This is a genomic window from Nocardioides caldifontis, from assembly GCF_008087345.1.
In the GTDB taxonomy this organism is placed as follows: domain Bacteria; phylum Actinomycetota; class Actinomycetes; order Propionibacteriales; family Nocardioidaceae; genus Marmoricola_A; species Marmoricola_A caldifontis.
Map to the genome: position 1 here is coordinate 253,038 of NZ_ML701735.1, position 25,010 is coordinate 278,047.

General features: G+C 72.4%; 22 protein-coding genes. 10 read left to right on the forward strand and 12 right to left on the reverse strand.

The genetic code is table 11. The annotated features are described in order from the left end of the window. The first annotated feature begins 18 nt into the window (after nt 1-18). A complete protein-coding gene (locus FIP57_RS01250) occupies nt 19-876 on the forward strand; it encodes a hypothetical protein (protein ID WP_148571131.1) in 858 nt (285 codons plus the stop codon). Between the two features lie 5 nt (nt 877-881). Then, entirely contained in the window at nt 882-1,226 is a 345-nt protein-coding gene (locus FIP57_RS01255; protein WP_148571134.1) for an HNH endonuclease signature motif containing protein, read from the forward strand. A gap of 166 nt (nt 1,227-1,392) precedes the next feature. Here the strand turns inward: FIP57_RS01255 and FIP57_RS01260 are convergent, their stop codons facing one another. Beyond that, nucleotides 1,393-2,007, reverse strand: a complete 615-nt coding sequence (locus FIP57_RS01260; RefSeq protein ID WP_203230983.1) for a CGNR zinc finger domain-containing protein — start codon at nt 2,005-2,007, stop codon at nt 1,393-1,395. A gap of 85 nt (nt 2,008-2,092) precedes the next feature. On the opposite strand from FIP57_RS01260, the gene FIP57_RS01265 reads away from it, so the two are divergent. Both FIP57_RS01265 and FIP57_RS01270 read left to right on the forward strand, forming a co-directional pair. After that, entirely contained in the window at nt 2,093-2,866 is a 774-nt protein-coding gene (locus FIP57_RS01265; RefSeq protein ID WP_148571138.1) for an MBL fold metallo-hydrolase, read from the forward strand. Between the two features lie 146 nt (nt 2,867-3,012). Further along, nucleotides 3,013-4,476 (forward strand): MFS transporter, encoded by a 1,464-nt coding sequence (locus FIP57_RS01270; protein WP_148571140.1) that lies wholly within the window; start codon nt 3,013-3,015, stop codon nt 4,474-4,476. Between the two features lie 508 nt (nt 4,477-4,984). Here the strand turns inward: FIP57_RS01270 and FIP57_RS01275 are convergent. Next, the gene (locus FIP57_RS01275) at nt 4,985-5,842 is read right to left on the reverse strand and encodes an ERCC4 domain-containing protein (RefSeq protein WP_148571142.1); all 858 of its coding nucleotides are present in this window, start codon (nt 5,840-5,842) and stop codon (nt 4,985-4,987) included. A gap of 79 nt (nt 5,843-5,921) precedes the next feature. On the opposite strand from FIP57_RS01275, the gene FIP57_RS01280 reads away from it, so the two are divergent. Beyond that, entirely contained in the window at nt 5,922-6,716 is a 795-nt protein-coding gene (locus tag FIP57_RS01280) for a GNAT family N-acetyltransferase (protein ID WP_148571144.1), read from the forward strand. On the opposite strand, the gene FIP57_RS01285 is transcribed toward FIP57_RS01280, so the two are convergent. From FIP57_RS01285 to FIP57_RS01295, 3 genes are all read right to left on the reverse strand, one after another. Further along, entirely contained in the window at nt 6,713-7,090 is a 378-nt protein-coding gene (locus FIP57_RS01285) for a YybH family protein (RefSeq protein ID WP_148571146.1), read from the reverse strand. The genes FIP57_RS01280 and FIP57_RS01285 overlap by 4 nt on opposite strands. Nucleotides 7,091-7,287: 197 nt before the next feature. Beyond that, the gene (locus tag FIP57_RS01290; RefSeq protein WP_148571148.1) at nt 7,288-7,869 is read right to left on the reverse strand and encodes a dihydrofolate reductase family protein; all 582 of its coding nucleotides are present in this window, start codon (nt 7,867-7,869) and stop codon (nt 7,288-7,290) included. Between the two features lie 76 nt (nt 7,870-7,945). Beyond that, nucleotides 7,946-9,028: an adenosine deaminase gene (locus tag FIP57_RS01295; RefSeq protein WP_148571150.1), complete on the reverse strand. Its 1,083-nt coding sequence runs from the start codon at nt 9,026-9,028 to the stop codon at nt 7,946-7,948. Between the two features lie 37 nt (nt 9,029-9,065). Between FIP57_RS01295 and FIP57_RS01300 the strand changes: the two genes are divergently transcribed. Beyond that, nucleotides 9,066-9,521 carry a MaoC family dehydratase gene (locus FIP57_RS01300; RefSeq protein WP_148571776.1) on the forward strand — a complete coding sequence of 152 codons (456 nt, stop codon included), beginning with the start codon at nt 9,066-9,068 and terminating at the stop codon, nt 9,519-9,521. A 3-nt stretch (nt 9,522-9,524) separates the two neighbouring features. Here the strand turns inward: FIP57_RS01300 and FIP57_RS01305 are convergent, their stop codons facing one another. Beyond that, the gene (locus FIP57_RS01305; RefSeq protein ID WP_148571152.1) at nt 9,525-10,829 is read right to left on the reverse strand and encodes a thymidine phosphorylase; all 1,305 of its coding nucleotides are present in this window, start codon (nt 10,827-10,829) and stop codon (nt 9,525-9,527) included. Further along, nucleotides 10,826-11,236 carry a cytidine deaminase gene (locus tag FIP57_RS01310; protein WP_148571154.1) on the reverse strand — a complete coding sequence of 137 codons (411 nt, stop codon included), beginning with the start codon at nt 11,234-11,236 and terminating at the stop codon, nt 10,826-10,828. The genes FIP57_RS01305 and FIP57_RS01310 overlap by 4 nt, the downstream gene beginning before the upstream one ends. Nucleotides 11,237-11,418: 182 nt before the next feature. On the opposite strand from FIP57_RS01310, the gene FIP57_RS01315 reads away from it, so the two are divergent. The 4 genes from FIP57_RS01315 to FIP57_RS01330 all read left to right on the forward strand — a co-directional run bounded on the left by FIP57_RS01315 (nt 11,419) and on the right by FIP57_RS01330 (nt 16,673). Further along, entirely contained in the window at nt 11,419-12,540 is a 1,122-nt protein-coding gene (locus FIP57_RS01315; RefSeq protein ID WP_238993200.1) for a BMP family lipoprotein, read from the forward strand. A 103-nt stretch (nt 12,541-12,643) separates the two neighbouring features. After that, nucleotides 12,644-14,158: an ABC transporter ATP-binding protein gene (locus tag FIP57_RS01320; RefSeq protein ID WP_148571158.1), complete on the forward strand. Its 1,515-nt coding sequence runs from the start codon at nt 12,644-12,646 to the stop codon at nt 14,156-14,158. Then, entirely contained in the window at nt 14,155-15,390 is a 1,236-nt protein-coding gene (locus FIP57_RS01325) for an ABC transporter permease (protein WP_203230984.1), read from the forward strand. Before FIP57_RS01320 ends, FIP57_RS01325 begins: the two co-directional genes overlap by 4 nt. After that, nucleotides 15,387-16,673, forward strand: coding sequence for an ABC transporter permease (locus FIP57_RS01330; protein ID WP_148571161.1), 1,287 nt, complete (start codon nt 15,387-15,389; stop codon nt 16,671-16,673). Before FIP57_RS01325 ends, FIP57_RS01330 begins: the two co-directional genes overlap by 4 nt. A gap of 3 nt (nt 16,674-16,676) precedes the next feature. Here FIP57_RS01330 and FIP57_RS01335 read toward each other — a convergent pair whose 3' ends face one another. The 5 genes from FIP57_RS01335 to FIP57_RS01355 are packed head-to-tail and all read right to left on the reverse strand — an operon-like array spanning nt 16,677 to nt 25,000. Next, nucleotides 16,677-17,870 carry an amidohydrolase gene (locus FIP57_RS01335; RefSeq protein WP_148571163.1) on the reverse strand — a complete coding sequence of 398 codons (1,194 nt, stop codon included), beginning with the start codon at nt 17,868-17,870 and terminating at the stop codon, nt 16,677-16,679. Beyond that, on the reverse strand, nt 17,867-18,919 hold the full coding sequence (gene meaB, locus FIP57_RS01340; RefSeq protein WP_148571165.1) for a methylmalonyl Co-A mutase-associated GTPase MeaB: 1,053 nt from the start codon (nt 18,917-18,919) through the stop codon (nt 17,867-17,869). The genes FIP57_RS01335 and meaB overlap by 4 nt, the downstream gene beginning before the upstream one ends. Beyond that, nucleotides 18,919-21,084: a methylmalonyl-CoA mutase gene (scpA, locus tag FIP57_RS01345; protein ID WP_148571167.1), complete on the reverse strand. Its 2,166-nt coding sequence runs from the start codon at nt 21,082-21,084 to the stop codon at nt 18,919-18,921. The genes meaB and scpA overlap by 1 nt, the downstream gene beginning before the upstream one ends. Next, the gene (locus FIP57_RS01350; protein WP_148571169.1) at nt 21,081-22,931 is read right to left on the reverse strand and encodes a methylmalonyl-CoA mutase family protein; all 1,851 of its coding nucleotides are present in this window, start codon (nt 22,929-22,931) and stop codon (nt 21,081-21,083) included. The genes scpA and FIP57_RS01350 overlap by 4 nt, the downstream gene beginning before the upstream one ends. Before the next feature lie 11 nt (nt 22,932-22,942). Beyond that, entirely contained in the window at nt 22,943-25,000 is a 2,058-nt protein-coding gene (locus FIP57_RS01355; RefSeq protein WP_148571171.1) for a penicillin acylase family protein, read from the reverse strand. Nucleotides 25,001-25,010: the final 10 nt, after the last annotated feature.

The following is a 25,010-nucleotide window of genomic DNA, read 5'->3' on the forward strand; positions in this document are numbered from 1 at the left end:
TCCGCCTAGCGTCCTGCTATGGCGATCGTCCCGCTCTCCTTCCTCGAGTCCACCGACGACGGTGGTGCGGGGGTGCTGGCGCGGGTCGCGGCGCACCGTGCGGAGGCCGACCAGGCTGCGGTCGCGGAGATGGTCGCGGTGCTCGACTACGTCGCGTCCCACCGGCTCGAGGAGGGCGAGTTCCTCGAGCATGGTGCGATCGAGCCGTCGCTTCGCGGGATGTTCGGTGCCGGCCCGATCCACCGGCTGGCTCCGAACGGCGCCGAGGGTGAGCTTCGGTTGGCCGGGCAGGGCAGCTTCTTGGTCGCCGAGTTCGCGGTCGCCCAGATCGCGACCGTGCTGGCGATGAGCGAGGGCTCGGCGCGGCGCTACGTCGGGCAGCTGATCGAGCTGCACGACCGGCTCCCCGACCTCTACGGCCAGGTGGTCGCCGGGGCGGTGCCGGTGTGGAAGGCGCGCCAGGTCGCGGAGCAGACCATCCCGCTCAACCCCGGTGCCGCGGCGTTCGTCGACCGGCACCTGGCCCGGTTCGCGCACAAGCTGTCGCTGCGCCGCATCGAGCGCGCGGTGCAGGCCGCGATCCTGCCGTCGGGGTGCTCGCGGACCCGCAGTACGCCCTCGACCTCGCCGCCACCGCGGATGCCGCCGCGATCGGTGCCGAGGCACCCCGCCCGCCACGGCGACGCGCCGCCGGCAGGCAGGGTCGGCAGGGGCCGGTGCTGCACGTCCACCTGCACACCACCGCCACCGGCCCCGCGGTCGGCACGGTGGGCCCGGTCGGTCCGGTGGCCCGGGTCGACGGCTACGGCCCCCGCAGCGTCGAGACGGTCCAGGCTTGGATCCAGGGGCTGGCCCCGGGCGCGGAGGTCACCCTGACCCCGGTGGTCGACCTCAACGACTACCTCCAGGTCGACGCCTACGAAGCCCCGCTCCCGATCCGCCTCCAAGTGCAGGAACGCGACACCTGCTGCTCCTTCCCCTGGTGCGGCGGCACCGGCCGGTTCGACCTCGACCACATCGTCGAGTACGTGCCACCCGAGGACGGCGGCCCACCCGGCCAGACCAACACCCTGAACCTGTCGAAGCTGTGCAGGTTCCACCACCGGCTCAAGACCCACACCCGGAGCTGGCGCTACCACCGACAACCCGACCAGTCCCTGGTCTGGCAATCACCGGCCGGGTACTGCTACCGCGTCGACGGCACCGGAACCACCAGCATCCTCTGACGCTCGACCCTGCGCAGCAGCCGCCTGTGCAGCGCGGAGGCATGGACGGCTGAGGCCGGTGATTGAAAAGCAAGCGCTTCGAACCGCGAACGCACTCTCGTGCCGAGATGAGGGCCGGCGCCCATCGCAGCTGCCGGACGAGGGCGGTTGTAGCAGTCGTTCGGGCTCAGGCTGTCGCGGGCGCAGAGTCGCTCTCGTGCGAGCGGCGTGCGTAGGACCGGGCGGCTCGCACGCGGTCTCCGCACCTGACCGAGCACCAGGTGCGGCGGGCATGGGTGCGCAGCAGCACTCGTTCGCACGAGGGCGCGCCACAACGCGCAACCAGCTCGCCGTCGGGGCCGGTGAGGAGGTCGGCGAGGTCGGCGGCGATCACCGCGAGTGCCCGGTCCACGAGCTGGGTGACGGGGTGGGCCGCAGCCCGGTGCCACCGGCGCTCTTCGTCGTACTGCAGCAGCGAGGCCGACGGGACGCTGGTGAGCGCGGCGTTGACGGCCTCGAGTGACTCCGGCGGTGCTGGCCGGTTGTCGACGCGGGCCTCGAGCAGGGCTCGGACGTGCGTCCGCAGCTGACGCATGCGAGAGGCGCACAGCTCCCGGACATCCGCGGCGGCCGGCGCAAGGCCTACGGCGGCCAGCCAGGCGCGCGTGGCGTCTGGGGTGGCGAGCAGGTCGACGCGACCGTGCTTCGGCAGCAGGTAGGTGCTGTTGGCCAGCGCGAGCGCGACATGGTCGACCTCGCCCGGTGCGGGGGTCAGGTCTGTCGTCGCGGTCTCGGTAGCCACGCTCTCATGGTACCCATTTTGCTTTGCCATGAGAACTCGCTTACCGTCTCTCACGGGAGACTTCCCTGCTACCCGTGAGGATGACATGTCCAACACTGAATCCCAGATCGAGGTCCGCGTGCTCAGCGGCCCGACCACCGTGATCGAGATCGGCGGGCTGCGCCTGCTGACCGACCCGACTTTCGACGCCCCCGGCGACTACGGGCTCGGCGGCCCGGGGCCGGTGCTGACCAAGACGGAACCTTCGCCTGTGAGCCCCGAGGAGCTCGGCGCCGTGGACGCGGTGCTGCTGTCTCACGAGCACCACCCCGACAACCTCGACACCTCCGGCCGCGCCTACCTCGCCCAGGTGCCGCTGGTCGTCACCACGCCCAGTGCCGCCGGCAACCTAGGTGAGCTCGGCGACGCGGCCCGGGGCCTGCAGCCGTGGGAGAGCCTCGAGCTGACCCGCCCGGACGGCTCGGCGCTAGTGGTAACCGCGGCGCCTGCGCGGCACGGCCCGGTGGGCTGCGAGCCGGTGACCGGAGAGGTGACCGGATTCGTGCTTTCCGGCGAGAAACTGCCCACGGTCTACGTCAGCGGCGACAACGCCTCCCTCGACCTCGTCGGCGAGATCGTCCAGCGCGTCGGCCGGGTGGACACCGCGGTGATCTTCGCCGGAGCCGTCCGTACGCCGTTCTTCGACCAGGCGCTGCTCACCCTCGACGCCGCGCAGGCGGCCGAGGCCGTCCGCCTCCTCGGCGCCCGACGCGCCGTGGTTGCCCACACCGACAGCTGGGCCCACTTCACAGAGGACCGCGCCGCCGCCGAGGCGGCCTTCGCGGCAGTCGGGCTGGCGGACCGACTCCAGCCCGCCTGAATGGGCCAAGTCTCGGGGCGCTCCGGCCAGGAACGCCCCGTGACTGCCGGCCGAGGAACGGACTCTGGCACTTCGCTGGATTCGGAAATGTACCCCCCGGGGGTATCTTTTCGCCTCGTGTCACAAGGATCTACCGAGAGGCCGACATGTTCCAGGGGACAACGACCCGTGCAGGAACCGAGCGCGCTCTGGTGCCGTTGCTAGTCATCGCGACGGCACAGCTGATGCTGGTGCTCGACGACTCCATCGTGAACATCGCGTTGCCGAGCATCCAGCGCGAGCTCGGCGTCGACCCAGTGCACCTGCCCTGGATCGTGAACGCCTACATCCTCGCGTTCGGGGCGCTGCTCCTCCTGGGCGGACGCGTCGGGGACCTGTGGGGCCGCCGCGGCACCCTCCAGGTTGGACTGGGCCTGTTCGTCCTCGGGTCTCTGGCCGGCGGCCTAGGGCAGAACGCCGAGATGTTGATCGCCGCCCGCGCCGCCCAAGGTGTCGGCGCAGCGCTCACCGCGCCGAACGCTCTCGCTCTCATCTCCACCACGTTCTCCGAGCGCAAGACCCGCGACTCCGCGCTCGCGCTCTACGGCGCCATGTCTGGGCTCGGCATTGTGGTCGGGCTGCTCCTCGGCGGCGTGCTGACCGACATCCTCGGGTGGCGGTGGGTGTTCTTCATCAACGTCCCGATCGGGCTGCTCGTCCTGCTCGGCAGCCGCACGCTGCTGCCCGCCGCACCGCACCGGGGTCAGCTCGGCGTCCTCGGCGGGACTCTCGGAACCGGTGGCATGGTCGCCCTTGTCTACGCCGTCACCCGGTTCGGGGAGCACGGCTTCACCGACCCCCTCGCGCTCACCCTGCTCGCTGCCGCCGCAGTGCTTCTCACCGCGTTCGTGGCCACCCAGGCCCGCAGCCGCCACCCGCTGCTGCCCTTGAGTCTGGTCCGCGACCGCAACCGCGGCGGCGCCTACCTGACCATGCTGCTACTGGCCATCGGGCCCATGGGCACCTTCTACGTCATCACCCTCCACCTGCAGCAGGTTCAAGGGTTCACCCCGCTGCAGACCGGTGCTGCCTGGCTGCCGTTCGCCATCGGCATCGTCCTCGGCGCCGGCACCGCGCCCAAGCTGCTGCTTCTGGTCGGACCCCGCTACGTCGCCGCAATGGGCGCCCTGCTCAGCGCCGGCGCAGCGCTGTGGTTCTCCGCCATCAGCGTGGACACCAGCTATTGGACCCACCTCGCCCCCGCCATGCTGGTCCTCGCGCTCGGGTTCGGCTTCGGCGTCATGGCGCTCACCCAGGCGGCGGTCTACCACGTCGACCCGGACAAGGCCGGCGTCGCCTCGGCGCTGCTCAACTCCGCCCAGCAGATCGGCGTCGCCCTCGGGCTCGCCGTCCTCGCCGGGGTCGCTGCCACCGTCACCGCGCAGCCCGAGAACGCCGCCGCCGACCCGACCACCGGGCTCGTCGCCGGCTACAGCACCGCCCTGACCGTGGCCACCGGACTACTCCTCGCCGCGGCAGCACTGGGGCTCGCCACACTGCGCAGCCGGCCCGCGGACATCGAGGAGCCCCAGCTGGCCGGCACGTCGACGCTGGGAACTGCCAGGCGGTGACGGCCGCCCGGGGCTCGCCGGTGGCGGACCGCGGCACCCAGCGCCGATACCGCGCCTGGTCTTCAAGCGTCCGCATCTGCCGCAGATAGCGTGCGCTGCGGCGCCCCGATCTGCCGCTGTCCGCGGTCGTGCGGATCAGTACGAGACGAGGACGACGCACGTCGCGCACACCATGGCAGCCCCCGCGAGCACCAGGGCGGCGGTGGCCATCGCACGAGTGGGTTGGTCCCGCGCGCGACGAAGCCGAGAATCACAGCAGGTGTGGCAGGTAGGTACGCGAGCAGGGCCAAGAAGTACGACGGCGCGAGCAGCAGGCTAAGTAGGGCGAAACGCCATTGCGATGAATCCGAGCGGACGGACACTCGGCACCGCCTGCGGTGTGGCGATGGGGGAGTTCGGTCAGCTCCCTGCACCTGGCGAGGGGGTAGACGCTGGACTCCTGACATGCCGCAGATGCCATGCGCTGCGGCACCAGAACTGGCGCGGAAGCCATGCAGACTCGGGGTCCTCAGCCCGCGGAGGAGTGACTTACGGAGCCCGTCGCGACGACCTCACCGGTGAGGCTGTCGATCAGCTGGGCGCCGTCTCCGGCTGCCCGCAAGGCGCGGAGCGCGATGGCGCGACGGTCGAACGACTGCGCCTCCTCGCCGTCGTCCGGTCCGGTGAGGACCCAGCGGCGCGGAGGTCGCGTCCCGCGGGCACGCCGACCGTGCTCCGGGTCACGGTCGGCGAGCGCGACGTACCCGCCGTGCAGCGCCTCGGCGAGCCGAGCAGCGCGCACCGGGCCGATGCCGGGGTGGCGACGGAGCCCGTCGGGCCCGGCCGCGGCGACCCCTGCGACGCTGCCGAACGCGGCGAGCAGGCTGCGCGCCATCGTCGTGCTGATGCCGGGCACGACCGAGAGCATCACCTCGGCCTGCGCGGAAGGGTGACGCGGAGCGCGGCGCGGTCCCTCGTTGCGAACCGTCGGCGCGGCACGCCTGGCCCGCTTCGCGAGCCGGACGATCCATGCGGCGCTGTCCTCGGCGTCCAGGCTGTGCAGCACCGTGAAGCCGTCCTCGATGAGCCTGCACACCGCGCCCCGCCACGCGTCCTCGGCGATCCCGCTCGGCTCACCCTCGAGCACCAGCACCGCCTGGGGGAACGCCGACTGCAACCGCACCGCCTGGTCGAAGAGCCGTCCGTCGCGGATCGACGCGCCCAGGTCGGTGGGACCCTTGCGCTCCACAGCCAGCCCGGGCCCCAGCACGTAGTCGCCCACCGGCAGGTCGGTCAGACGGACGTCGAGGCCGGCGGAGGCCAGGGCCTCCGGGATCGCGCTGCCTCGCTCGCGGTGGTCGACCAGCACCGGACCCGTCTCGACCACGCCACCACGCTACCCGCGCACCACGGCCCTCCGAGAAATCGTTGGTGGCGACGTGAGGAGCTCACCGAGGATGGACGGCATGGAGCTCCGTGACCAGCTGCTCGCCAGCTACGACGACCAGCTCCGCACCGAGGCGGAGACCGCCCACGCGGAGGCGGTGACCGTGCACGGTCCGCTGCGTCTGGCGACCTTCCCCGGCGGGCGCGGGCTGATCACCTACCGGGATCTCGGCGGCGCGGACGCCGTCGAGGTCGAGGAGCTGGTGGCCGCAGCGGTGGCGCACTACGAGGTCGTTCCGGAGGTCGACGAGGTCGAGTGGAAGACCCGGGCGCACGACGACGCACCGGGGCTGCACGACGCCCTGCTCGGCCACGGCTTCGTCGCGGAGGACCCCGAGTCGATCATGATCGGCGAGGCGGAGCGGTTGGCGGTGGACGTACCGCTGCCGGACGGCGTGACGCTGCGGCAGGTCACCGAGGGAAGCGACGTCTACGCGGCGTCCGCGATGACCGCGCAGGTCTTCGGGGACTCCCCCGCCATGGCCGAGACCATGACGAAGGCCATGCTGGGCCGGCTCTCCCTCGACTACGGCATGGAATTGTGGGTCGCCGAGGCGGACGGCCAGGTCGTCTGCGCCGGGCGGCTCGAGCCGGTCGACGGGACCGACTTCGCGGGCATCTGGGGCGGGTCGACGCGCGAGGACTGGCGCGGCCGCGGGATCTACCGGGCGCTGACGGCCGCGCGCGCACGATCGGCCCTCCGGATGGGCAAGACCCTCATCCACAGCGACTCCACCGAGTACTCACGCCCGATCCTCGAGCGGTACGGCCTCGTCAAGGTCTCGACCACCACGCCCTACGTGCGACGCCGCTAGTGCCCGTCGTCCTGCTCGGGCGCGAAGGGCCACTCCTCGAACGCCGAGCACCGCCCGTCGTCGACGAAGCGCAGCACCCAGAGGTCACGCCAGCGGTCGGTGACGGGCTCCCCGTAGTCGACCGAGACCCGCACGACCGCGGTGTTCCCGTCGACCGCGACGACCTCGGCGGCCATCACGAATTCCTCGTCGGGGCCGTCGCGCTCGGCGTCCCAGAACGCGGCGATCGCCTCCAGCCCCTCGACCGGGCGCGCCCACGGGGACGGCAGGTACGTCGCGTCCGTCGTGAACAACCCGTTCAGGTGGTCCGTCCCCGACGAGCGCCACGACCGCTCGTACCGCTCCACCCACTGCTCCACTGCCTGAGGGTCCATCGAGCCATTCTCACCCGCCTCAGGGACGTGCAGGGCTTTCCTTCACGGTAGGTCTCGACCGGGTACTCCGTGTGGTAGTACGCCCACGCACCGTGTTCTTGTTGATCACACACAAAATCCCGTGGAACAGCTGGCCTGCTTCCGGCGGAGCCACGGGCATGGCGGGTCGACGAGGCTGCGGTGCGCACCCAGGCAGGCTACGTCGCGGCGTGCAGGGTGGGCCGGTAGGTCAGCACCTGCACGCGGCCGTCCAGCGTGCGCTGGTCGAGCAGCTCGAGGTCGAAGTCGTCCGCGCCGGCGAACACCGCATCGACACCGGTGCGGCCCGTGACGACCGGGAAGACGGACACCTCGACACGGTCGACGAGCCCCGCGGCCATCAGCGACCGGTTCAGCGACAGGCTCCCGTGGGAGCGCAGGGGCACGTCCGACTCCTCCTTGAGCCGGGCGACCACCTCGACGGCGTCACCCCTCTCGAGCGTCGCGTCCGGCCAGTCGAGCGGCTCCTCGAGGATCGACGAGACCACGGTCGCCGGCAGCTCCCGCATCCGCGTCACCCACGCGTCGTGGACCGACTCCTCCTCGCCGGACGCCAGCAGCCCGGTGAACGCCCGGTAGGTGGTCGCCCCCATCACGAACCGCTGGTCGGGGGTGTACAGCGCCAGCCGGTGGTCGAGCAGCTCCGGGCCCTGCTTGCCCCAGTACCCCGACCAGTCCGAGCGCGCGGCCCCGAACCCGTCCAGGCTCATGAAGACGTCGAAGGTGTACGTCGCGGTCATCCCGGTCCTCCTCGAGGCGGCGGTTGTCGTCATTCCTCATGACGATCCCCCGTCCCGGAACTCATCGAGTGGGCGCTCAGCCCCCGAGCGCGGCGTACGCCGGCTTGATCTGGTGCTCGATGATCTTCAGCCGCTCGTCGAAGGGGAGGAACGCCGACTTCATCGCGTTGACCGTGAACCAGCGGAGGTCGGCCGCGGTGTAGCCGAACGCGTCGACGAGCTTGCCCATCTCCTGGCTCATCGAGGTGCCGCTCATCAGCCGGTTGTCGGTGTTCACCGTGACCCTGAACCGCAGCTTCGTGAGCAGCCCGATGGGGTGCTCCTCGATGGACGGCGCCGCCCCGGTCTGCACGTTGGACGACGGGCACATCTCGAGCGGGATCCGCTTGTCGCGGACGTACTCCGCGAGCCGGCCGAGCACCGGGGTGCCGTCGTTGCCGACGCGCAGGTCGTCGACGATGCGTACGCCGTGGCCGAGCCGGTCGGCGCCGCACCACTGGATCGCCTGCCAGATCGACGGCAGCCCGAACCCCTCGCCGGCGTGGATCGTGAAGTGCGCGTTCTCGCGCTGGAGGTACTCGAACGCGTCGAGGTGGCGGGTGGGCGGGTAGCCCGCTTCGGCGCCCGCGATGTCGAACCCGGCGACGCCGCGGTCGCGGTTGGCGATCATCAGCTCGGCGATCTCGCGCGACCGCGCCTCGTGGCGCATCGCGGTCAGCAGCTGGCGCACGGTGATCGGGCGGCCGTCGCGGCGGGCCGCCTCCTCGCCCTCGAGGAACCCCTCGCGCACCGCGTCGACCACCTGCTGCAGCGTCAGCCCGGCCCGCAGGTGCTGCTCGGGGGCGTAGCGCACCTCGGCGTAGACCACGTTGTCCGCGGCCAGGTCCTCGACGCACTCCCGCGCCACCCGGCGCAGGTCCTCGGCGCGCTGCATGACCGCCACGGTGTGCTGGAAGGTGTCGAGGTAGCGCTCCAGCGAGCCGGAGTCGGCCGAGTCGCGGAACCAGCGGCCGAGCCCGTCGACGTCGTACGTCGGCAGCTCGTGGCCGATCTCCCGGGCGACCTCGGCGACCGTGGCCGGCCGGAGCCCTCCGTCGAGGTGGTCGTGGAGCAGCACCTTGGGGGCCCGCCGTACGTCGGGTCGACTACGTTCAACCATGCAGGTCATGGAACCAGAGCAGGAGGAGGAACGGGCGATGCGGGTGTTCCGGAGTCTCGAGGAGCTCTCGGCCGCCGTCGGCGTGGAGCTCGGCCCCACCGACTGGGTGACGGTGACGCAGCAGCAGGTCGACATGTTCGCCGACGCGACCGGCGACCACCAGTGGATCCACGTCGACCGGGCCCGCGCGGCCGCCGGGCCCTTCGGCGGGACGATCGCGCACGGCTACCTCACTCTGTCGCTGGTGCCGATGCTGGCCGCGCAGCTGTTCCACCTCGACACCATGGGCGCGAAGCTCAACTACGGCGTCAACAAGGTGCGGTTCCCGCACCCGGTGCCGGTGGGCTCCCGGATCCGGGCCCGCGCGACGATCGCCGAGGTCACCGACGTGCCGGCGGGCAAGCAGATGGTGACCCGCTACGTCGTCGAGATCGAGGACGTCGAGAAGCCGGCCTGCGTCGCGGAGACCGTGGTCCTGCTGCTGCCGGCGTAGCCCTCAGCCGACGCGGCCGAGCACCAGCGGCGCCGGCTCGTGGCCCTCCCCCACGTCGAACCCGCCCTCGAGCGCGGCGCGGGCCCGCTCGATGCGGCCCGGCTCGTCGGTGTGCAGGGTCAGCAGCGGCTGCCCCTCGGTGACGGTGTCGCCCGGCTTGGCGTGCATCTCGACGCCTGCGGCCGCCTGCACGGGCTCGCCCTGCGCGGCGCGCCCCGCCCCGAGCCGCCAGGCGGCGACGCCGACGGCCATCGCGTCGAGCCGGGTCAGCACCCCGCTCGCCGGGGCCGTGACGACCTCGGTGTGCTTCGCGGTCGGGAGCTCCGCGTCCGGGTCGCCGTTCTGCGCGGCGACCATCCGCCGCCACACGTCCATCGCGGAGCCGTCGGCCAGCCGGTCGGCGGGGTCCACGTCGTCGCGGCCGGCGCCCGCGAGCATCTCCCGGGCCAGCGCCAGGGTCAGCTCGACCACGTCGGCCGGGCCCCCGCCGGCGAGCACCTCGACCGACTCCCGCACCTCCAGCGCGTTTCCGGCGGTGAGCCCGAGCGGCGTGTCCATGTCGGTGAGCAGCGCGACCGTCCGCACCCCCGCGTCGGTGCCGAGCGCGACCATCGTCTCGGCGAGGTCCTGCGCCCGCTCGCGGGTCTTCATGAACGCACCCGAGCCGACCTTCACGTCGAGCACGAGCGACCCGGTGCCCTCGGCGATCTTCTTGCTCATGATCGACGAGGCGATCAGCGGGATCGCCTCGACCGTGCCAGTGACGTCGCGGAGCGCGTAGAGCTTCTTGTCCGCCGGGGCCAGCCCGCTCCCGGCGGCGCAGATCACCGCGCCGACCTCCTCGAGCTGGGCCATGATCTCGTCGTTGGTGAGCGAGGCGCGCCACCCCGGGATCGACTCGAGCTTGTCGAGCGTGCCCCCGGTGTGCCCCAGGCCGCGTCCCGACAGCTGCGGCACGGCGACGCCGCAAGCCGCGACGAGCGGCGCCAGCGGCAGCGTGATCTTGTCCCCGACGCCGCCGGTGGAGTGCTTGTCGGCGGTCGGCCGCGACAGCCCGGAGAAGTCCATCCGCTCCCCCGAGGCGATCATCGCGGCGGTCCAGCGGCTGATCTCGTCGCGGGTCATCCCGTTGAGCAGGATCGCCATCGCCAGCGCGGACATCTGCTCGTCGGCGACCACGCCCCGCGTGTAGGCGTCCACCACCCAGTCGACCTGGCCGTCCTCCAGCGCGTGGCCGTCGCGCTTGGCGATGATCACGTCGACGGCGTCGTACGGCTCGGTCCGCTTCTCGGCCTGCTTCTCGCTCATGCTCCGCTCCCGTGCTCCAGGTCCTCGGGCCCGAAGGCGTCGGGCAGCACCTCGGTCATCGGCCGTACGCCGCGGACGGTCATGACCTCGAGGGCCGGACCGCCGTTCTCCCACAGCAGCTGACGGCACCGGCCGCACGGCATGATCACCTCGCCGTCGCCGTTGACGCAGACGAACCTGACCAACCGACCGCCCCCGCTCGCGTGCAGGGCGGAGACCAGCCCGCACTCCGCACACAGCGTGACGCCGTAGGCGGCGTTCTCCACGTTGCAGCCGACCACCGTCCGGCCGTCGTCCACGAGGGCCGCCGCCCCCACCCGGTAGCCGGAGTAGGGCGCGTAGGCGCGCCGCATCACGTCCGTCGCCGCCGCCAGCAGCCGGTCCCAGTCGTCAGTCTGCCCGCTCATCGCGGCACACTATGCCCCAACAGTGCCGGTCGGGACCCTTCTCAGGACCTACGGAGGGACGCCGAAGGTTCCAACCTGATAACCACTGGGGCGGTGCGCTTCCCCGGGGTGGTCCGAACCGGCAGCATTCGTCCCGACCGCTCAGCCCCCACCGAACGCGGGGCAAGGACATGGAGGAACTTGTGAACAGGAAGACGAGGGCCGTCGCCGGCGGACTTGCCACCCTGCTGGCCACCGCCGCACTGGCTGCGTGCGGGGACGCTCCCGAGGAGGACAACGACAGCGGGAACGGGAGCGGCAGCGGTGACTCGGCCAGCGACTTCATCCCCTGCATCGTGTCCGACGCCGGTGGCTTCGACGACAAGTCCTTCAACCAGCTGAGCTACGAGGGCGTCACGCAGGCGGCCGAGGAGCTGGGCGTCGAGGCGATCGAGGTCGAGTCCAACAGCGAGAACGACTACGGCCCGAACCTCGAGAGCCTCGTCTCCCAGGGCTGCCAGGCCATCGTGACCGTCGGCTTCGCGCTCGCCTCGGCGACCAAGGAGTCCGCGGCCGCGAACCCGGACCTCGAGTACATCCTGATCGACGACGCGGCCGACGGCGGCGAGGACGGCGAGACCTTCGACGGCCAGCCCGACCAGCCGAACATCAAGCCGATCCTCTACAACACCGCGGAGGCGGCGTTCCTCGCCGGCTACCTGGCGGCCGACTACTCCAAGACCGGCGTCGTCGGCACCTACGGCGGCCAGCCGTTCCCGACCGTGACGATCTTCATGGACGGCTTCAAGCAGGGCGTCGACTACTACAACCAGGAGAAGGGCAAGAACGTCAAGGTCATCGGCTGGGACGGCAAGGACGGCGCCTTCACCGGCGGCTTCGAGGCCAACAACGTCGCCACGCAGACCGCGCAGCGGCTGATCGACCAGGACGCCGACGTGCTCCTGCCGGTCGGCGGCCCGATCTACCAGGGCGCGCTGACCGCCATCGAGGACGCCGGTCGGGAGATCGCGCTGATCGGTGTGGACGCGGACTTCTACGAGACCGACCCGAACACCCAGGACGTCGTGCTCACCTCGATCCTGAAGAACATGAAGGTCTCGACCTACGAGGCCGTCAAGCAGGCGGGCGAGGGCGACCTCGACTTCACGCCGTACGTCGGCACCCTCGAGAACGACGGTGTGGGCCTGGCACCGTTCCACAACTTCGAGGGCAAGGTGTCCGACACCGTCGCCGACGAGCTGGAGCAGATCAAGGCCGGGATCATCGACGGTTCCATCGAGGTGACCTCCTACCTGGAGCAGTGAGGACTCGCCACCGCGAGATACCTTCAGCCACGATCGGGGGAGGCCCTTCCGGGGCCTCCCCCGATCCACGCCGAGCGGAACGAGGAACCATGGAGCCCGCCCCATGAAGCTGGAGCTGCGCAACATCACCAAGCGGTTCGGGTCGCTGGTCGCCAACGACTCGATCTCGCTGACCGTCGAGCCCGGCGAGATCCACTGCCTTCTCGGGGAGAACGGCGCCGGCAAGTCGACGCTGATGAACGTCCTCTACGGCCTCTACCAGGCCGACGAGGGTGAGATCGTCCTCGACGGCGAGGTGCAGCGCTTCTCCGGGCCCGGCGACGCCATGGCTGCCGGCATCGGCATGGTGCACCAGCACTTCATGCTCATCCCCGTCTTCACCGTCGCCGAGAACGTCATGCTCGGCAACGAGCAGACCGGCTTCGCCGGCCGGCTCGACCTCGACGCCTCCCGCGCGCGGGTCCGTGAGATCGCCGACCGGTTCGGCTTCCACGTCGACCCCGACCGGCTGGTCGAGGACCTCCCGGTCGGCGTCCAGCAGCGCGTCGAGATCATCAAGGCGCTCTCCCGCGACGCGGAGGTGCTCGTCTTCGACGAGCCGACCGCGGTGCTCACGCCGTCGGAGACCGACGAGCTGATGGAGATCATGCGCCAGCTCCGCTCCGCCGGGAAGGCGATCGTCTTCATCACCCACAAGCTGCGCGAGGTCCGCGAGGTCGCGGACCGCATCACCGTGATCCGCCTCGGCAAGGTCGTCGGCGAGGCGAGCCCGTCGGCGAGCAACGCCGAGCTCGCCTCGATGATGGTCGGCCGCCCGGTCGAGCTCACCGTCCGCAAGGACGCCCCGAAGCTCGGCAAGGAGGCGCTCGTCGTCCGCGACCTCACCGTCATCGACGACACCGGCCACGTCCACGTCGACGGGCTCAGCTTCGAGATCCGCGCTGGCGAGGTGCTCTGCGTCGCGGGTGTGCAGGGCAACGGCCAGACCGAGCTGACCGAGGCGCTGCTCGGGCTCCAGGGCCGCGTGCGCGGCTCGATCACGCTCGACGGCAAGGAGCTCGTCGGCCGCACGGTCCGCCAGATCCTCGACGCGGGCGTCGGGTTCATCCCCGAGGACCGCCAGGTCGACGGGCTGGTCGCCGGGATGAGCGTCGCCGAGAACCTCATGCTCGACCGCAGCCACGGCTCGCCGTTCACCCGGCGCGGCAGCCTGCAGCTCAAGGCGCGCGACGAGTTCGCCCGGCGCATGGTCCACGAGTACGACGTGCGCACCCCCGGGATCGAGACCCTCGTGGGCAAGCTCTCCGGCGGCAACCAGCAGAAGGTCGTCGTGGCCCGTGAGCTCTCCCGCGACCTGCGGCTCCTCGTGGCCGCCCAGCCGACCCGCGGCGTCGACGTCGGCTCCATCGAGTTCATCCACAAGCAGGTCGTGGCCACCCGCGACTCCGGGCTCCCGGTGCTGGTGGTCTCCACCGAGCTCGACGAGGTGGTCGCGCTCGCCGACCGGATCATGGTGCTCTACCGCGGCCGCGTGGTCGGCATCGTGCCCGCCGACACCCCCCGCGACGTGCTGGGGCTGATGATGACCGGGGAGACCCCGGAAGGAGCAGTGGCGTGACCGGCGCACCTCCCGAGATCCCCGGCGAGACGTCGGAGGCGAAGTCGGGGACCACCGCCCCGGGCGATCCGCCGTCGTGGCGGCTGACCCTGCGCGAGATCGTGGCCGGCAACGTGCTGACCGCGGTCCTGGCGCTGGTGCTGGCCGTGATCGTCGGGTCGCTCCTCGTCGCGGTGACCGACGACGAGGTGCGGGAGGCGTCGAAGTACTTCTTCTCGCGCCCCGGCGACACCGTCGACGCCGCGTTCGACGCGATCTGGGGCGCCTACACCGCGCTGTTCCAGGGGTCGGTCTACAACAACCGCGTCGACGACCCGGCGACGGCGATCCGGCCGCTCACCGAGACCCTGAAGTTCGCGGGCCCGCTGATCCTCGCCGGGCTCGGCGTGGGGCTCGCGTTCCGGGCCGGGCTCTTCAACATCGGCGGCCGTGGCCAGATGCTCCTCGGTGGCGCGGCTGCCGGGTGGATCGGCGTCAAGGCCGACCTGCCCGCCGGGATCCACCTCGTCGTGGCCCTGCTCGTGGCGATGCTCTTCGGCGGCCTGTGGGGCGCGCTGGCCGGCTTTCTCAAGGCCCGCACCGGCGCCCACGAGGTGATCGTCACGATCATGCTCAACTACGTCGGGTTCTATCTGGTCTTCTACGCCCTGTCGCAGGAGAGCATCCTCCAGGCGCCGAACTCAGCGAACCCCAAGTCGCTGCCGATCCAGGACTCCGCGACGCTCCCCCGGCTCCTCGGCGACCGGTACACCCTCCACCTGGGCTTCCTGCTCGCGCTGGTCGCGGTCGCGGTCGTCTGGTGGATCCTCAACCGGTCCGCGTTCGGCTTCCGGATCCGGGCGGCCGGCGAGAACCCCGAGGCGGCCCGCACGGCCGGCATCGACGTGGGCCGCACGTACACCGTCGTCATGCTGGTCGCCGGTGCGCTCGTCGGGCTCGCCGGCGCCAACCAGGTGCTCGGCACCGTGACCAGCGGCGTCACGGTCGACCTCGACGCCGGCATCGGCTTCGACGCGATCACCGTGGCGCTCCTCGGCCGCTCCCGGCCGCTGGGGATCCTCGCCGCGGGGCTGCTCTTCGGCGCCTTCAAGGCCGGCGGCTTCGCGATGCAGGCCTCCCAGGGGATCCCGATCGACCTGGTGCTCGTCGTGCAGTCGCTGATCGTGCTCTTCATCGCCGCGCCGCCGCTGGTCCGCGCGGTGTTCCGGCTCCCCGCGAAGGAGGCCGCATGACCATCTCGGCCGCGCCGACGACCACCCCCGCGGAGGAGGCGCCGACCGTCGTCACCGTGGTGAGCCGCAAGGCCCCCGTGGTGCTCTCGATCTTCACCGTCGGGCTCGCGCTCGTCCTGCTGCTCGGCAGCCACGACGGCGACACGACGTTCCGGCTGTCGACCCGCGACGACCTCTTCCAGCTCCCGGCGGTCACGGTGCCGGCGATGGTGACCGCGTGGCTCCTCGTGGTGGTCATGGCGGCGATCGCCGGCTGGTCCTGGGCGCTCACCCTGCGGGAACGGCCGACGCCGCTGTGGCTGGTCGCGCTCTTCACGGTGGCCGCGCTCGTGTCGTTCCTCGCCTGGGCCGCCGCGGGCGGCACCATTCCCGTCGTCGGGCTCCTCGGCGGCGCCATCGCGCTGGCGGTGCCGCTCGTCTTCGGCGCGATGTCGGGCGTGATCGGCGAGCGGGCCGGTGTCGTGAACATCGCCATCGACGGCCAGCTGCTCGCCGGCGCCTTCGCGGCCGCGCTGGTCGGCTCGATGATCGGCTCCACCTGGGCCGGCCTCGCCGGCGCCGCGTTCGCCGGGCTGCTCGTCGCCGTCCTGCTCGGCGTCTTCGCGATCTCCTACCACGTCGACCAGGTGATCGTCGGCGTCGTGCTCAACGTGCTGGTGATCGGGCTGACCAGCTTCCTGTTCAGCCAGGTGCTCGCGCCGAACGCTGCCGAGCTGAACTCCCCGCCGCGGTTCAAGGCGATCGAGATCCCGCTGCTCGGCGAGATCCCGGTGATCGGGCCCGTGCTGTTCCAGCAGACCGCCGTGGTCTACCTGATGTACGTCGCGGTCGCGGTGATCGCCTGGGCGCTCTACCGCTCCCGCTGGGGGCTGCGGCTCCGCGCGGTCGGGGAGCACCCGAAGGCCGCCGACACCGTCGGCATCAAGGTGAACCGCACCCGCTACCGCGCGGTCCTGCTCGCCGGCGCGATCGCCGGGCTCGGTGGTGCGTTCTACACGCTGGTGTCGGTGCCGCAGTTCAACCGCGAGATGACCGGCGGCGCGGGCTACATCGCGCTGGCGGCGGTCATCTTCGGCAAGTGGGACCCGATCCGCGCGACGCTCGCGGCGCTGCTCTTCGGCTTCGCCTCGACGCTGCAGGGCGTGCTGTCGGTGATCGGATCGCCGGTGCCCAGCCAGTTCATGCTGATGCTGCCCTACGTCGTCACGGTCTTCGCGGTGGCGGGGCTGGTCGGCCGCTCGCGGCCGCCGGCCGCGGACGGCGTCCCCTACGTCAAGGGGTGACCGTCAGGCGTTGAGCGCGAGCCGGGCGCTCTGGGCGAGCACCTTCGCCCCGATCGCCACGGCCCGGTCGTCGACGCGCAGGTCGCCCTGGTGCAGGTCGAACGTCGGGCCGCCCGGCGTCCGGGTGCCGAGGCGACCCATGGCGCCGCGGACCGTCTCGAGGTACCACCCGAAGTCCTCGCCGCCGAGGCTCTGCGTGGTGGTGACGATCCCGTCCTCGCCCAGCACCGTCTCGACCGCGTCGGCGAGGACGGCGGTGGAGCGGGGCTCGTTCACGACCGGGGGGACGCCGCGCACGTAGTGCACGTCCGCGTCCACGCCGTACGGCGCGAGGAGCTGGTCGACCGTCTCGCGGACCAGCGACTCGGCGTCGGCCCAGGCGACCTGGTCGAGCATCCGGACGGTCCCGGCGGCCTCGCCGGAGGCGGGGATGACGTTGACGGCGGAGCCGGCGCGGACCACGCCCCACACGACGCTCGCCCCGGCCCGCGGGTCGAGCCGCCGGCTGAGCGCGGCCGGGAGCTGGGTGATCAGCACCCCGAGGGCATAGGTGAGGTCCTGGGTGAGGTGCGGCCGCGAGGTGTGGCCGCCGCGGCCGGTGAGCCGGACCTTGACGTGGTCGGCGGCGCCGGTGATCGGGCCGACCCGGAGCCCGACGTGGCCGACGTCGAGCGAGGGGTCGCAGTGCAGCCCGAACGCGTGGGTGACCCCTTCGAGCCCGCCGGCGGCGATCACCTCGAGGGCGCCCCCGGGCATCACCTCCTCGGCCGGCTGGAAGAGCAGCCGCACGCCGCCGGGGAGCGGGTGCTCGACGTGCAGCCGCTGCAGGGCGAGCCCCGCGCCGAGCAGGCAGGCGGCGTGGACGTCGTGGCCGCAGGCGTGCGCGACCCCGTCGACCGTGCTCCGCCAGGGGTCGGTGGTCTGGTCCTCGACCGGGAGCGCGTCCAGGTCGGCGCGGAGCGCGACGACCGGCCCCTCCGTCGAGCCGAGGTCGGCGATCAGCCCCGACTTCGTGAGCCGCTCGACCTTGATCCCTTCCGCGGTGAGCCGGTCGGCGATCAGCTCGGTCGTGCGCGACTCGTTCCAGGCCAGCTCCGGGTGGCAGTGCAGGTCGCGGCGGAGGTCGACGATCTCGGCCTCGAGCGCGTCGATCGTGGCGGCGAGGGCCCGGGCGTGGGTGCTGGGAGGGACGGTCATGACCTCCCCACGGTATCGGGTGCCGCAGACCCGCCGGCGAGCTCGGAGTCGAAGGCGGCGATGATCCGGTCCGCCGCGGTCGTGGCCTGCATCCGCCCGGAGAGCAGCTCCTCGCGCAGCTCGTCCCGGACCGCGGCCACCGAGCGCGAGCTCCGGAGCCGCTGCTCGAGCTCGTCGCGGACCAGGGCCCAGGTGAACTCCAGCTGCTGGGCGGCCCGCTTCCGCGCCAGCCCCTCCTCCCCCAGCGACTCGCGGTGGGCGAGCACCTGCTCCCAGACCTCGGGCACGCCCTGCCCGGAGAGCCCGGAGCAGGTGAGCACCGGCGGGACCCACCCGGGCTTGCTCCCCTGCGAGCGGTGGACGAAGCGCAGCGCGCCGGCCAGCTCCTTCGCGGCCGCCCGGGTCTCGACCTCGCGGTCGTCGGCCTTGTTCACCGCGATGACGTCGGCGATCTCGAGGATCCCCTTCTTGATCCCCTGCAGCTGGTCGCCGGTGCGGGCCAGGGTGAGGAACAGGAAGGTGTCGACCATGCCGGCGACGGTCACCTCGGACTGGCCGACGCCGACGGTCTCGACCAGCACGACGTCGTACCCGGCGGCCTCGAGCACGACCATCGCCTGGGAGGTCGCCTTGGCGACCCCGCCGAGAGTGCCGGCCGACGGGGAGGGACGGATGAACGCGTGGGGGTCGGCGGCGAGCCGGGCCATCCGGGTCTTGTCGCCGAGCACGGAGCCGCCGGTGCGCACCGACGACGGGTCGACGGCCAGCACGCCGACCTTGAGCCCGTCGCCGGTCAGCTGGGTGCCGAGGGTCTCGATGAACGTCGACTTCCCCACCCCGGGCACGCCGGAGATCCCGACCCGCGGCACCATGCGGTCGCCCGAGGAGTGGCCCGGCGCGCGTTCGCTGAGCGTCGCGACGAGCCGCCGGGCAGCGGCACGGTGGTCGGGCCGCGAGGACTCGACGAGCGTGATCGCCCGGGCGACCGCCGCGCGCCGGCCGGCGCGGACCTCGTCGACGAGCCCGTCGACGTCGACCTCCCTGGCCATCAGTGGCCGAGGCTCGCCGACAACTTCTCCAGCAGGGTCAGCGCGGACTCCGCGATCACCGTCCCCGGCGGGAAGACCGCGGCGGCCCCCATGTCGAGGAGCGCCGGGACGTCGTCGGGCGGGATCACGCCGCCCACGACCACCATGACGTCCTCGCGCCCGAGGTCGGCGAGCGCCTTGCGCAGCGCCGGGACGAGCGTGAGGTGGCCCGCGGCGAGCGAGTTGACACCGACGATGTGCACGTCCGCGTCGACCGCCTGCTGCGCGACCTCCTCGGGGGTGGAGAACAGCGGGCCCACGTCGACGTCGAAGCCGAGGTCGGCGAAGGCGCTGACGATCACCTTCTGGCCGCGGTCGTGGCCGTCCTGCCCCATCTTGGCGACGAGGATGCGGGGGCGGCGCCCCTCGTCCTCCTCGAACTTCGCGGTGGCGTCGAGCACCCGCTGGACGGTCTCGTTGTCGCTGCCGGCCTCGGAGCGGTACACACCGGAGATCGTACGGATCACCGCCTGGTGGCGGCCCCAGACCTTCTCCAGCGCCTCGGAGATCTCCCCGACCGTCGCCTTCGCGCGGGCGGCGTCGACGGACAGCTTCAGCAGGTTGGACTCCATGGAGCCGTCCGACCCGCCCCTCTCGGCGGCCTCGGTGAGCGCCGCCAGTGCGCGTCGTACGGCGTCGGGGTCGCGCTCCGCGCGGAGCCGCTCGAGCTTCGCGACCTGGGAGGCGAGCACCGCGGCGTTGTCGACCTTGAGCACGTCGAGCTCGTCGACCTCGGCGGGCCGGTAGGTGTTGACGCCGACGACCGCCTGGAGCCCGGAGTCGATCCGCGCCTGGGTGCGGGCGGCCGCCTCCTCGATGCGCATCTTCGGGATCCCGGCCTCGATCGCCTTCGCCATCCCGCCGGCCTGCTCGGCCTCCTGGATGTGTGCCCAGGCCCGCTCGGCGAGGTCCTGGGTGAGCCGCTCGACGTAGTAGGAGCCGGCCCAGGGGTCGATGATCCCGGTGGTGCCGGACTCCTGCTGGAGCAGCAGCTGGGTGTTGCGGGCGATGCGCGCCGAGAAGTCGGTCGGCAGCGCGATCGCCTCGTCGAGCGCGTTGGTGTGCAGCGACTGGGTGTGGCCCTGGGTCGCGGCCATCGCCTCGATGCAGGTGCGTTGGACGTTGTTGAAGACGTCCTGCGCGGTCAAGGACCAGCCGCTGGTCTGCGAGTGGGTGCGCAGCGACAGCGACTTGGGGTTCTTCGGGTCGAAGTCGCTCACCAGCCGCGCCCACAGGGCCCGGGCCGCGCGCATCTTCGCGACCTCCATGAAGAAGTTCATCCCGATGGCCCAGAAGAAGCTGAGCCGCGGTGCGAAGCGGTCGATGTCGAGCCCGGCGGCGAGGCCGGCGCGGACGTACTCGACGCCGTCGGCCAGCGTGTACGCGAGCTCGAGGTCGGCGGTCGCCCCGGCCTCCTGCATGTGGTAGCCGGAGATCGAGATCGAGTTGAACCGCGGCATCTTCTCGGCGGTGTAGGCGAAGATGTCGCTGATCACCCGCATGCTCGGCAGCGGCGGGTAGATGTAGGTGTTGCGGACCATGAACTCCTTGAGGATGTCGTTCTGGATGGTCCCCGCGAGCTGCTCCGGCTTCACCCCCTGCTCCTCGGCCGCGACGATGTAGAGCGCCATGACCGGCAGCACCGCGCCGTTCATCGTCATCGACACCGACATCTGGTCCAGCGGGATGCCGTCGAAGAGGGTCCGCGCGTCGTAGATCGAGTCGATCGCCACGCCCGCCATGCCGACGTCGCCGCGCACCCGCGGGTGGTCGGAGTCGTAGCCCCGGTGGGTCGCGAGGTCGAAGGCGACCGACAGCCCCTTCTGGCCCGCCTTGAGGTTGCGGCGGTAGAAGGCGTTGGACTCCTCGGCGGTGGAGAACCCGGCGTACTGGCGGATCGTCCACGGCTGGGTGGTGTACATCGTCGGGTAGGGGCCGCGCAGGAACGGGCTCAGCCCCGGGTAGGTGTCGAGGGCGTCGAGCCCCTCGAGGTCGGCCGCGGTGTAGAGCGGCTTGACGTCGATCCCCTCGGGCGACTGCCAGGGCACGCCGGGCTCGGGCGCGGCGGCCGTGGTGGGGGCCTCCCCGTCCAGGGTCAGGTCGGCGAACGACTCCGGGATGCTCACTTCGCGAGCTCCTTCCGCACCCGGCCCAGGAAGGCGAGCGCATCGACACCCATCGCGCAGCTGTCGTCGACCTTGCCGACGGGCACGGTCCTGTCCCCCGGCTTGCCCGCGAGGACGACGTACGACGCACCCGCCTCGCGCAGCTCGGCGGCGAGCTCGCTCCCCCACTCCGCGTAGGCCTGGTCCGTGCCGGCGAGGCAGACCACCGGGCTCATCGGCTCGCTCGACCGGTAGGCCGACACGACCTCCTCGACGCTGTTCGTCGCCCCGGCCTGGACGGTGTCCACACCGCCGGCGGCGAGCAGGTTGGCCGCGAAGCCGGCGCGGGCGGTGTGGTGGGCGACCGGGCCCATCGTGGCCAGGAAGACCGGCGTGGCGGCCGGCTCGTCGCGCAGCACCTCGTACGGCTCGGCGTAGCGCGTCACCACCGCGGCGCCCTCGGGGTGCGGGCGGCGCTCCGGGAGCGTCTCCTCGAGGTTCGGGAACTCGCTGACACCGGTGATCGGACGGCGCCGCTTGGCGATCTGGCGCTGCCGCGGCTCGACCGCCTGCGTGCGGATCCGGGTGAGCAGCCCGGTGTCGCTGCGGACCGACGCGTGCGCGCCGCCCTCGGCCTCGATGCGCTGGAACTGGTCCCAGCCGGCGCGCGCGAGGTCGTCGGTGAGCTTCTCGAGCGCGTAGGAGCCACCGCCGGGGTCGGTGACCCGGGCGACGTGCGACTCCGCGATCAGCAGCAGCGAGGTGTTGCGGGCGTTGCGCCGCGAGAAGCCGTCGGGCAGCCCGATCGCGTGGTCGAACGGGAGGACGGTGACCGCGCTCGCCCCGCCGACGCCGGCCGCGAAGGCGGCGACGGTGCCGCGGAGCATGTTCACCCAAGGGTCGTACTTGGTGTACATCGGCCGGCTGGTGACGGCGTGCTGGAGCTGGCCGGGAGCGTCGGGCGCGCCGGAGAGCTCGAGCACCCGGTGCCACGCGCGGCGGGCGGCGCGGAACTTGGCGATCGTCGTGAACTGCTCGTCGGTCGCGGCGTAGCGGAACTCGACCAGCGCCGCCGCGGTGGCGACGTCGAGCCCCGGGCCGGCGCGGTCGGTGAGCATCCGGAGGTACGCCGCACCGAGTGCGAGCGAGTAGCCGAGCTCCTGGGCGTCGGTCGCACCGGCGTCGTGGACCGCGGTCGCGTCGACCGTCAGCGCCAGCGTGCCGTGCTCGCGCGCGAGCTCGACCAGCCGGGTGACGACCTCCTGCGGGTCCCGTCCGATGTGTCCGCGGACCTCGGCGCCCACGGGGTCGCCGCCCAGCGAGGTGCCGGGCGCCGGCGTGACGTCACGGTCGGCCAGCACGGCGCAGAACGCCTCGGCGGCGGCCACGGGGTCGTCCGGGGAGTCGAGGACCACGGGCGCGAGGTCGACGTACACCTTCTCGAGGACCGTGGGCAGGTCGCCGGCCGCGACCCCGCCCCGGCCGACGGTGAGCCAGAGGCTGGTGACGCCGTTCTCCAGGTCGTCGAGGGCGGCCGCGGCCGCCTGCGCGGCGTCGGGGTCGGCCAGGTGCGCCCGGACGTCCCATCCCTGCTCGGTGCGCGAGACCGCGCTGCCGCGGGTGTACGGCGCGGCGCCCGGCAGTCCGGCGTCCGGGAGCCCGTCGAGGGACTCCACCGTGCCGAGCGGGGCGATCTCGATGCCGTCGAGCGTGGTGCGGGTGAGCTTCTCCCAGACCAGGGAGTCGGGGTCCTCGGCCTTCATCCGGCCGGCCTTGCGGAGGACGTCGGCGGCCGCCTTCTCCCAGCGGGCCCGCTCACGACCGTGCTCGTGCTCCCGGCCGTCAGCCAGGAGGGACAGGTGCTCCATGATCGTCCAGCCTAGGAGCCGCTCCGTGAGGCCGACCACTCCTTGTGAGAAGAGCAACGGGTCACCGGCAGCAGCCCTCCCTCCGCGTAGGTTCGGGTCTGGTTGTGGTGGTGGGGGCTGCGCGGGTCGCCGGAAGCGCCGAGCGGCACCACCCAGCCGCTCGTGCCGTGGCCGGCGAGGTCCCAGACGTAGCGGGCCACCGAGCCGCGGACCACGGCGTCGGATCCGGGCACGCCGCCGGCGCAGCGCACGCAGTCGTTGTCGCCGGGCAGCGCGGGCTCGTCGGGCAGCCGGTGGCCGAGGACGTGCGCGGGCCGGTAGCGGTGCCGCTCGCCCCAGGGGCGACGCGGCCGGGCGGCGACCTCCTCGACGGCGGCCAGCAGGTGGTCGTCGAGGTCCGGGACGAGGGTCCGGCCGAGGTCGGAGAGGACGCTGCCGAGGCTGCCCTGCAGCTGGCGCGGCAGGTCGAACCAGAGCCCGAGGAGCGGCCCGTGGGGCTGCTCCTCCCGCGTCACGGCGTCGAGGGGCGGCGCGGCTGCGAGCCGCTGCACGAACGCGTCGCGGACGTCGACGTACGCCGCGGCGGTGGTGCTGTCGACCTCGAACCGCTGGTCCCAGGCGCGGAGCTCCGCGAGCAGTGCCTGCGCCCCAGGGGTGCCGGACGACGCGTCGAGGGCGGCGAGCGCCTCGGCGAGGACCGCCGGCTGCCCGGCGAGCACGTCGCGGTGCATCGCCGCGAAGTCGTCCGGGGTGAGGTCGCTCCGGCCGTCGAGCAGCGCATCGAGGCGGCGGGACCGGCCGGGCGGGGCGAAGTCGACACCGACGGCGTCGAACGAGGCGTCCATCCGGTGGTTGGCGGTGACCAGGTGCTCGTCAGGACCGACCGAGCGTCCCGGCAGCGCCACCCAGCCGTCCCAGCCGTGGTCCGGCTCCCACGCGGGGACGGGGCGCCAGCGGTTCTCCTCGGCCCGGCGCGGCACCCGGCCGACCACCTGCTGCCGCACGTCGCCGGCGGCGTCGGCGACCACGAGGTTGTTGACCGGCTCCACCCAGTGCGCCAGTGCGTCGACCACGTCCTGGGTGCACCGCGCCCGGAGCAGCGGCAGCAGGGCCGCGAACCCGACCTCGCCCAGCACCCACGTCGGCGTGCGCAGCGCGAACGCCTCGCCGTCGGGGCCGCCGCTGACGACCGGCCCGTTCGGGGTCGTCACGACCTCCACCTCGACCACGTCTCCCCCGCGCACCTCGACGTGCTCGACGTGCCGCTCCGCGGCACCCCACCCGTCCGGTGTCGCGGCGACGACCTGGTCGCCCCTCCGCTCGAGCCGCTCGACGAAGACGTCCTGGTAGTCGCCCATCGCGTTGGTGATCCCCCACGCGACCGCTCCGGCATGGCCGAAGTGCTGCACGCCGGGCACGCCCGGGAAGGTGAACCCGGCGACGTCGAAGGGGTCGTCGGGGTCGGTGCAGGTCAGCCGGACCTGCTGGTAGCCGTTGGGCATCTCGAAGGTGCGGTGCGGGTCGCCGCCGAGCAGCGGCAGCCCGGAGGCGGTCCGCCCGCCGCCGACCACCCAGGCGTTGCTCCCCGCGGTGGCCAGCCCCTCGTGGTGGAGCAGGGCGGCGACGTCGCAGCCGGCCAGCCGCTCGACGTGGCGGCGGAACAGCTTCTGCGGGAACGACGCGAACAGCACGTGCTGGACGAGGAAGACGCCGAGCGGCGTCCACGGCTCCCACGGGCCGGGGCGGGCGTCGAGCTCCTCGAGCTCCGGGACGACGGGGGCCTCGGCGAGGCCGGCGTTCACCCCGTCGACGTACGCCTGCACGAAGCGGGTGGTCGCGGGGTCCAGGGCGTCGTACGCACGGCGGGCGAGCGCGGCGAGCCGGGCGCGACGGGAGAACCGGTCCCAGGCCAGCCCCCGCTCGCCGAGCAGGGCGGCCGTGGTCCCTTCCACCTCGCGGCGGACGCTCTCCAGCTGCCACGTGCGGTCGAGGGCGACGGAGTGCCCCTGCTCCCGGGCGACCGTCAGGACGTCGCCGGCGGTGTGGTGCGGGATGCCGTGGCTCGTCACCCCTTCGACC

Coding starts and splice junctions, on each gene's coding strand:
- FIP57_RS01250 (WP_148571131.1), top strand. CDS start 19: ATGGCGATCGTCCCGCTCTCCTTCCTCGAGTCCACCGACGACGGTGGT.
- FIP57_RS01265 (WP_148571138.1), top strand. CDS start 2,093: ATGTCCAACACTGAATCCCAGATCGAGGTCCGCGTGCTCAGCGGCCCG.
- FIP57_RS01270 (WP_148571140.1), top strand. CDS start 3,013: ATGTTCCAGGGGACAACGACCCGTGCAGGAACCGAGCGCGCTCTGGTG.
- FIP57_RS01280 (WP_148571144.1), top strand. CDS start 5,922: ATGGAGCTCCGTGACCAGCTGCTCGCCAGCTACGACGACCAGCTCCGC.
- FIP57_RS01285 (WP_148571146.1), bottom strand. CDS start 7,090: ATGGACCCTCAGGCAGTGGAGCAGTGGGTGGAGCGGTACGAGCGGTCG.
- FIP57_RS01290 (WP_148571148.1), bottom strand. CDS start 7,869: ATGACCGCGACGTACACCTTCGACGTCTTCATGAGCCTGGACGGGTTC.
- FIP57_RS01295 (WP_148571150.1), bottom strand. CDS start 9,028: ATGGTTGAACGTAGTCGACCCGACGTACGGCGGGCCCCCAAGGTGCTG.
- FIP57_RS01300 (WP_148571776.1), top strand. CDS start 9,066: ATGCGGGTGTTCCGGAGTCTCGAGGAGCTCTCGGCCGCCGTCGGCGTG.
- FIP57_RS01305 (WP_148571152.1), bottom strand. CDS start 10,829: ATGAGCGAGAAGCAGGCCGAGAAGCGGACCGAGCCGTACGACGCCGTC.
- FIP57_RS01310 (WP_148571154.1), bottom strand. CDS start 11,236: ATGAGCGGGCAGACTGACGACTGGGACCGGCTGCTGGCGGCGGCGACG.
- FIP57_RS01320 (WP_148571158.1), top strand. CDS start 12,644: ATGAAGCTGGAGCTGCGCAACATCACCAAGCGGTTCGGGTCGCTGGTC.
- FIP57_RS01330 (WP_148571161.1), top strand. CDS start 15,387: ATGACCATCTCGGCCGCGCCGACGACCACCCCCGCGGAGGAGGCGCCG.
- FIP57_RS01335 (WP_148571163.1), bottom strand. CDS start 17,870: ATGACCGTCCCTCCCAGCACCCACGCCCGGGCCCTCGCCGCCACGATC.
- meaB (WP_148571165.1), bottom strand. CDS start 18,919: ATGGCCAGGGAGGTCGACGTCGACGGGCTCGTCGACGAGGTCCGCGCC.
- FIP57_RS01350 (WP_148571169.1), bottom strand. CDS start 22,931: ATGGAGCACCTGTCCCTCCTGGCTGACGGCCGGGAGCACGAGCACGGT.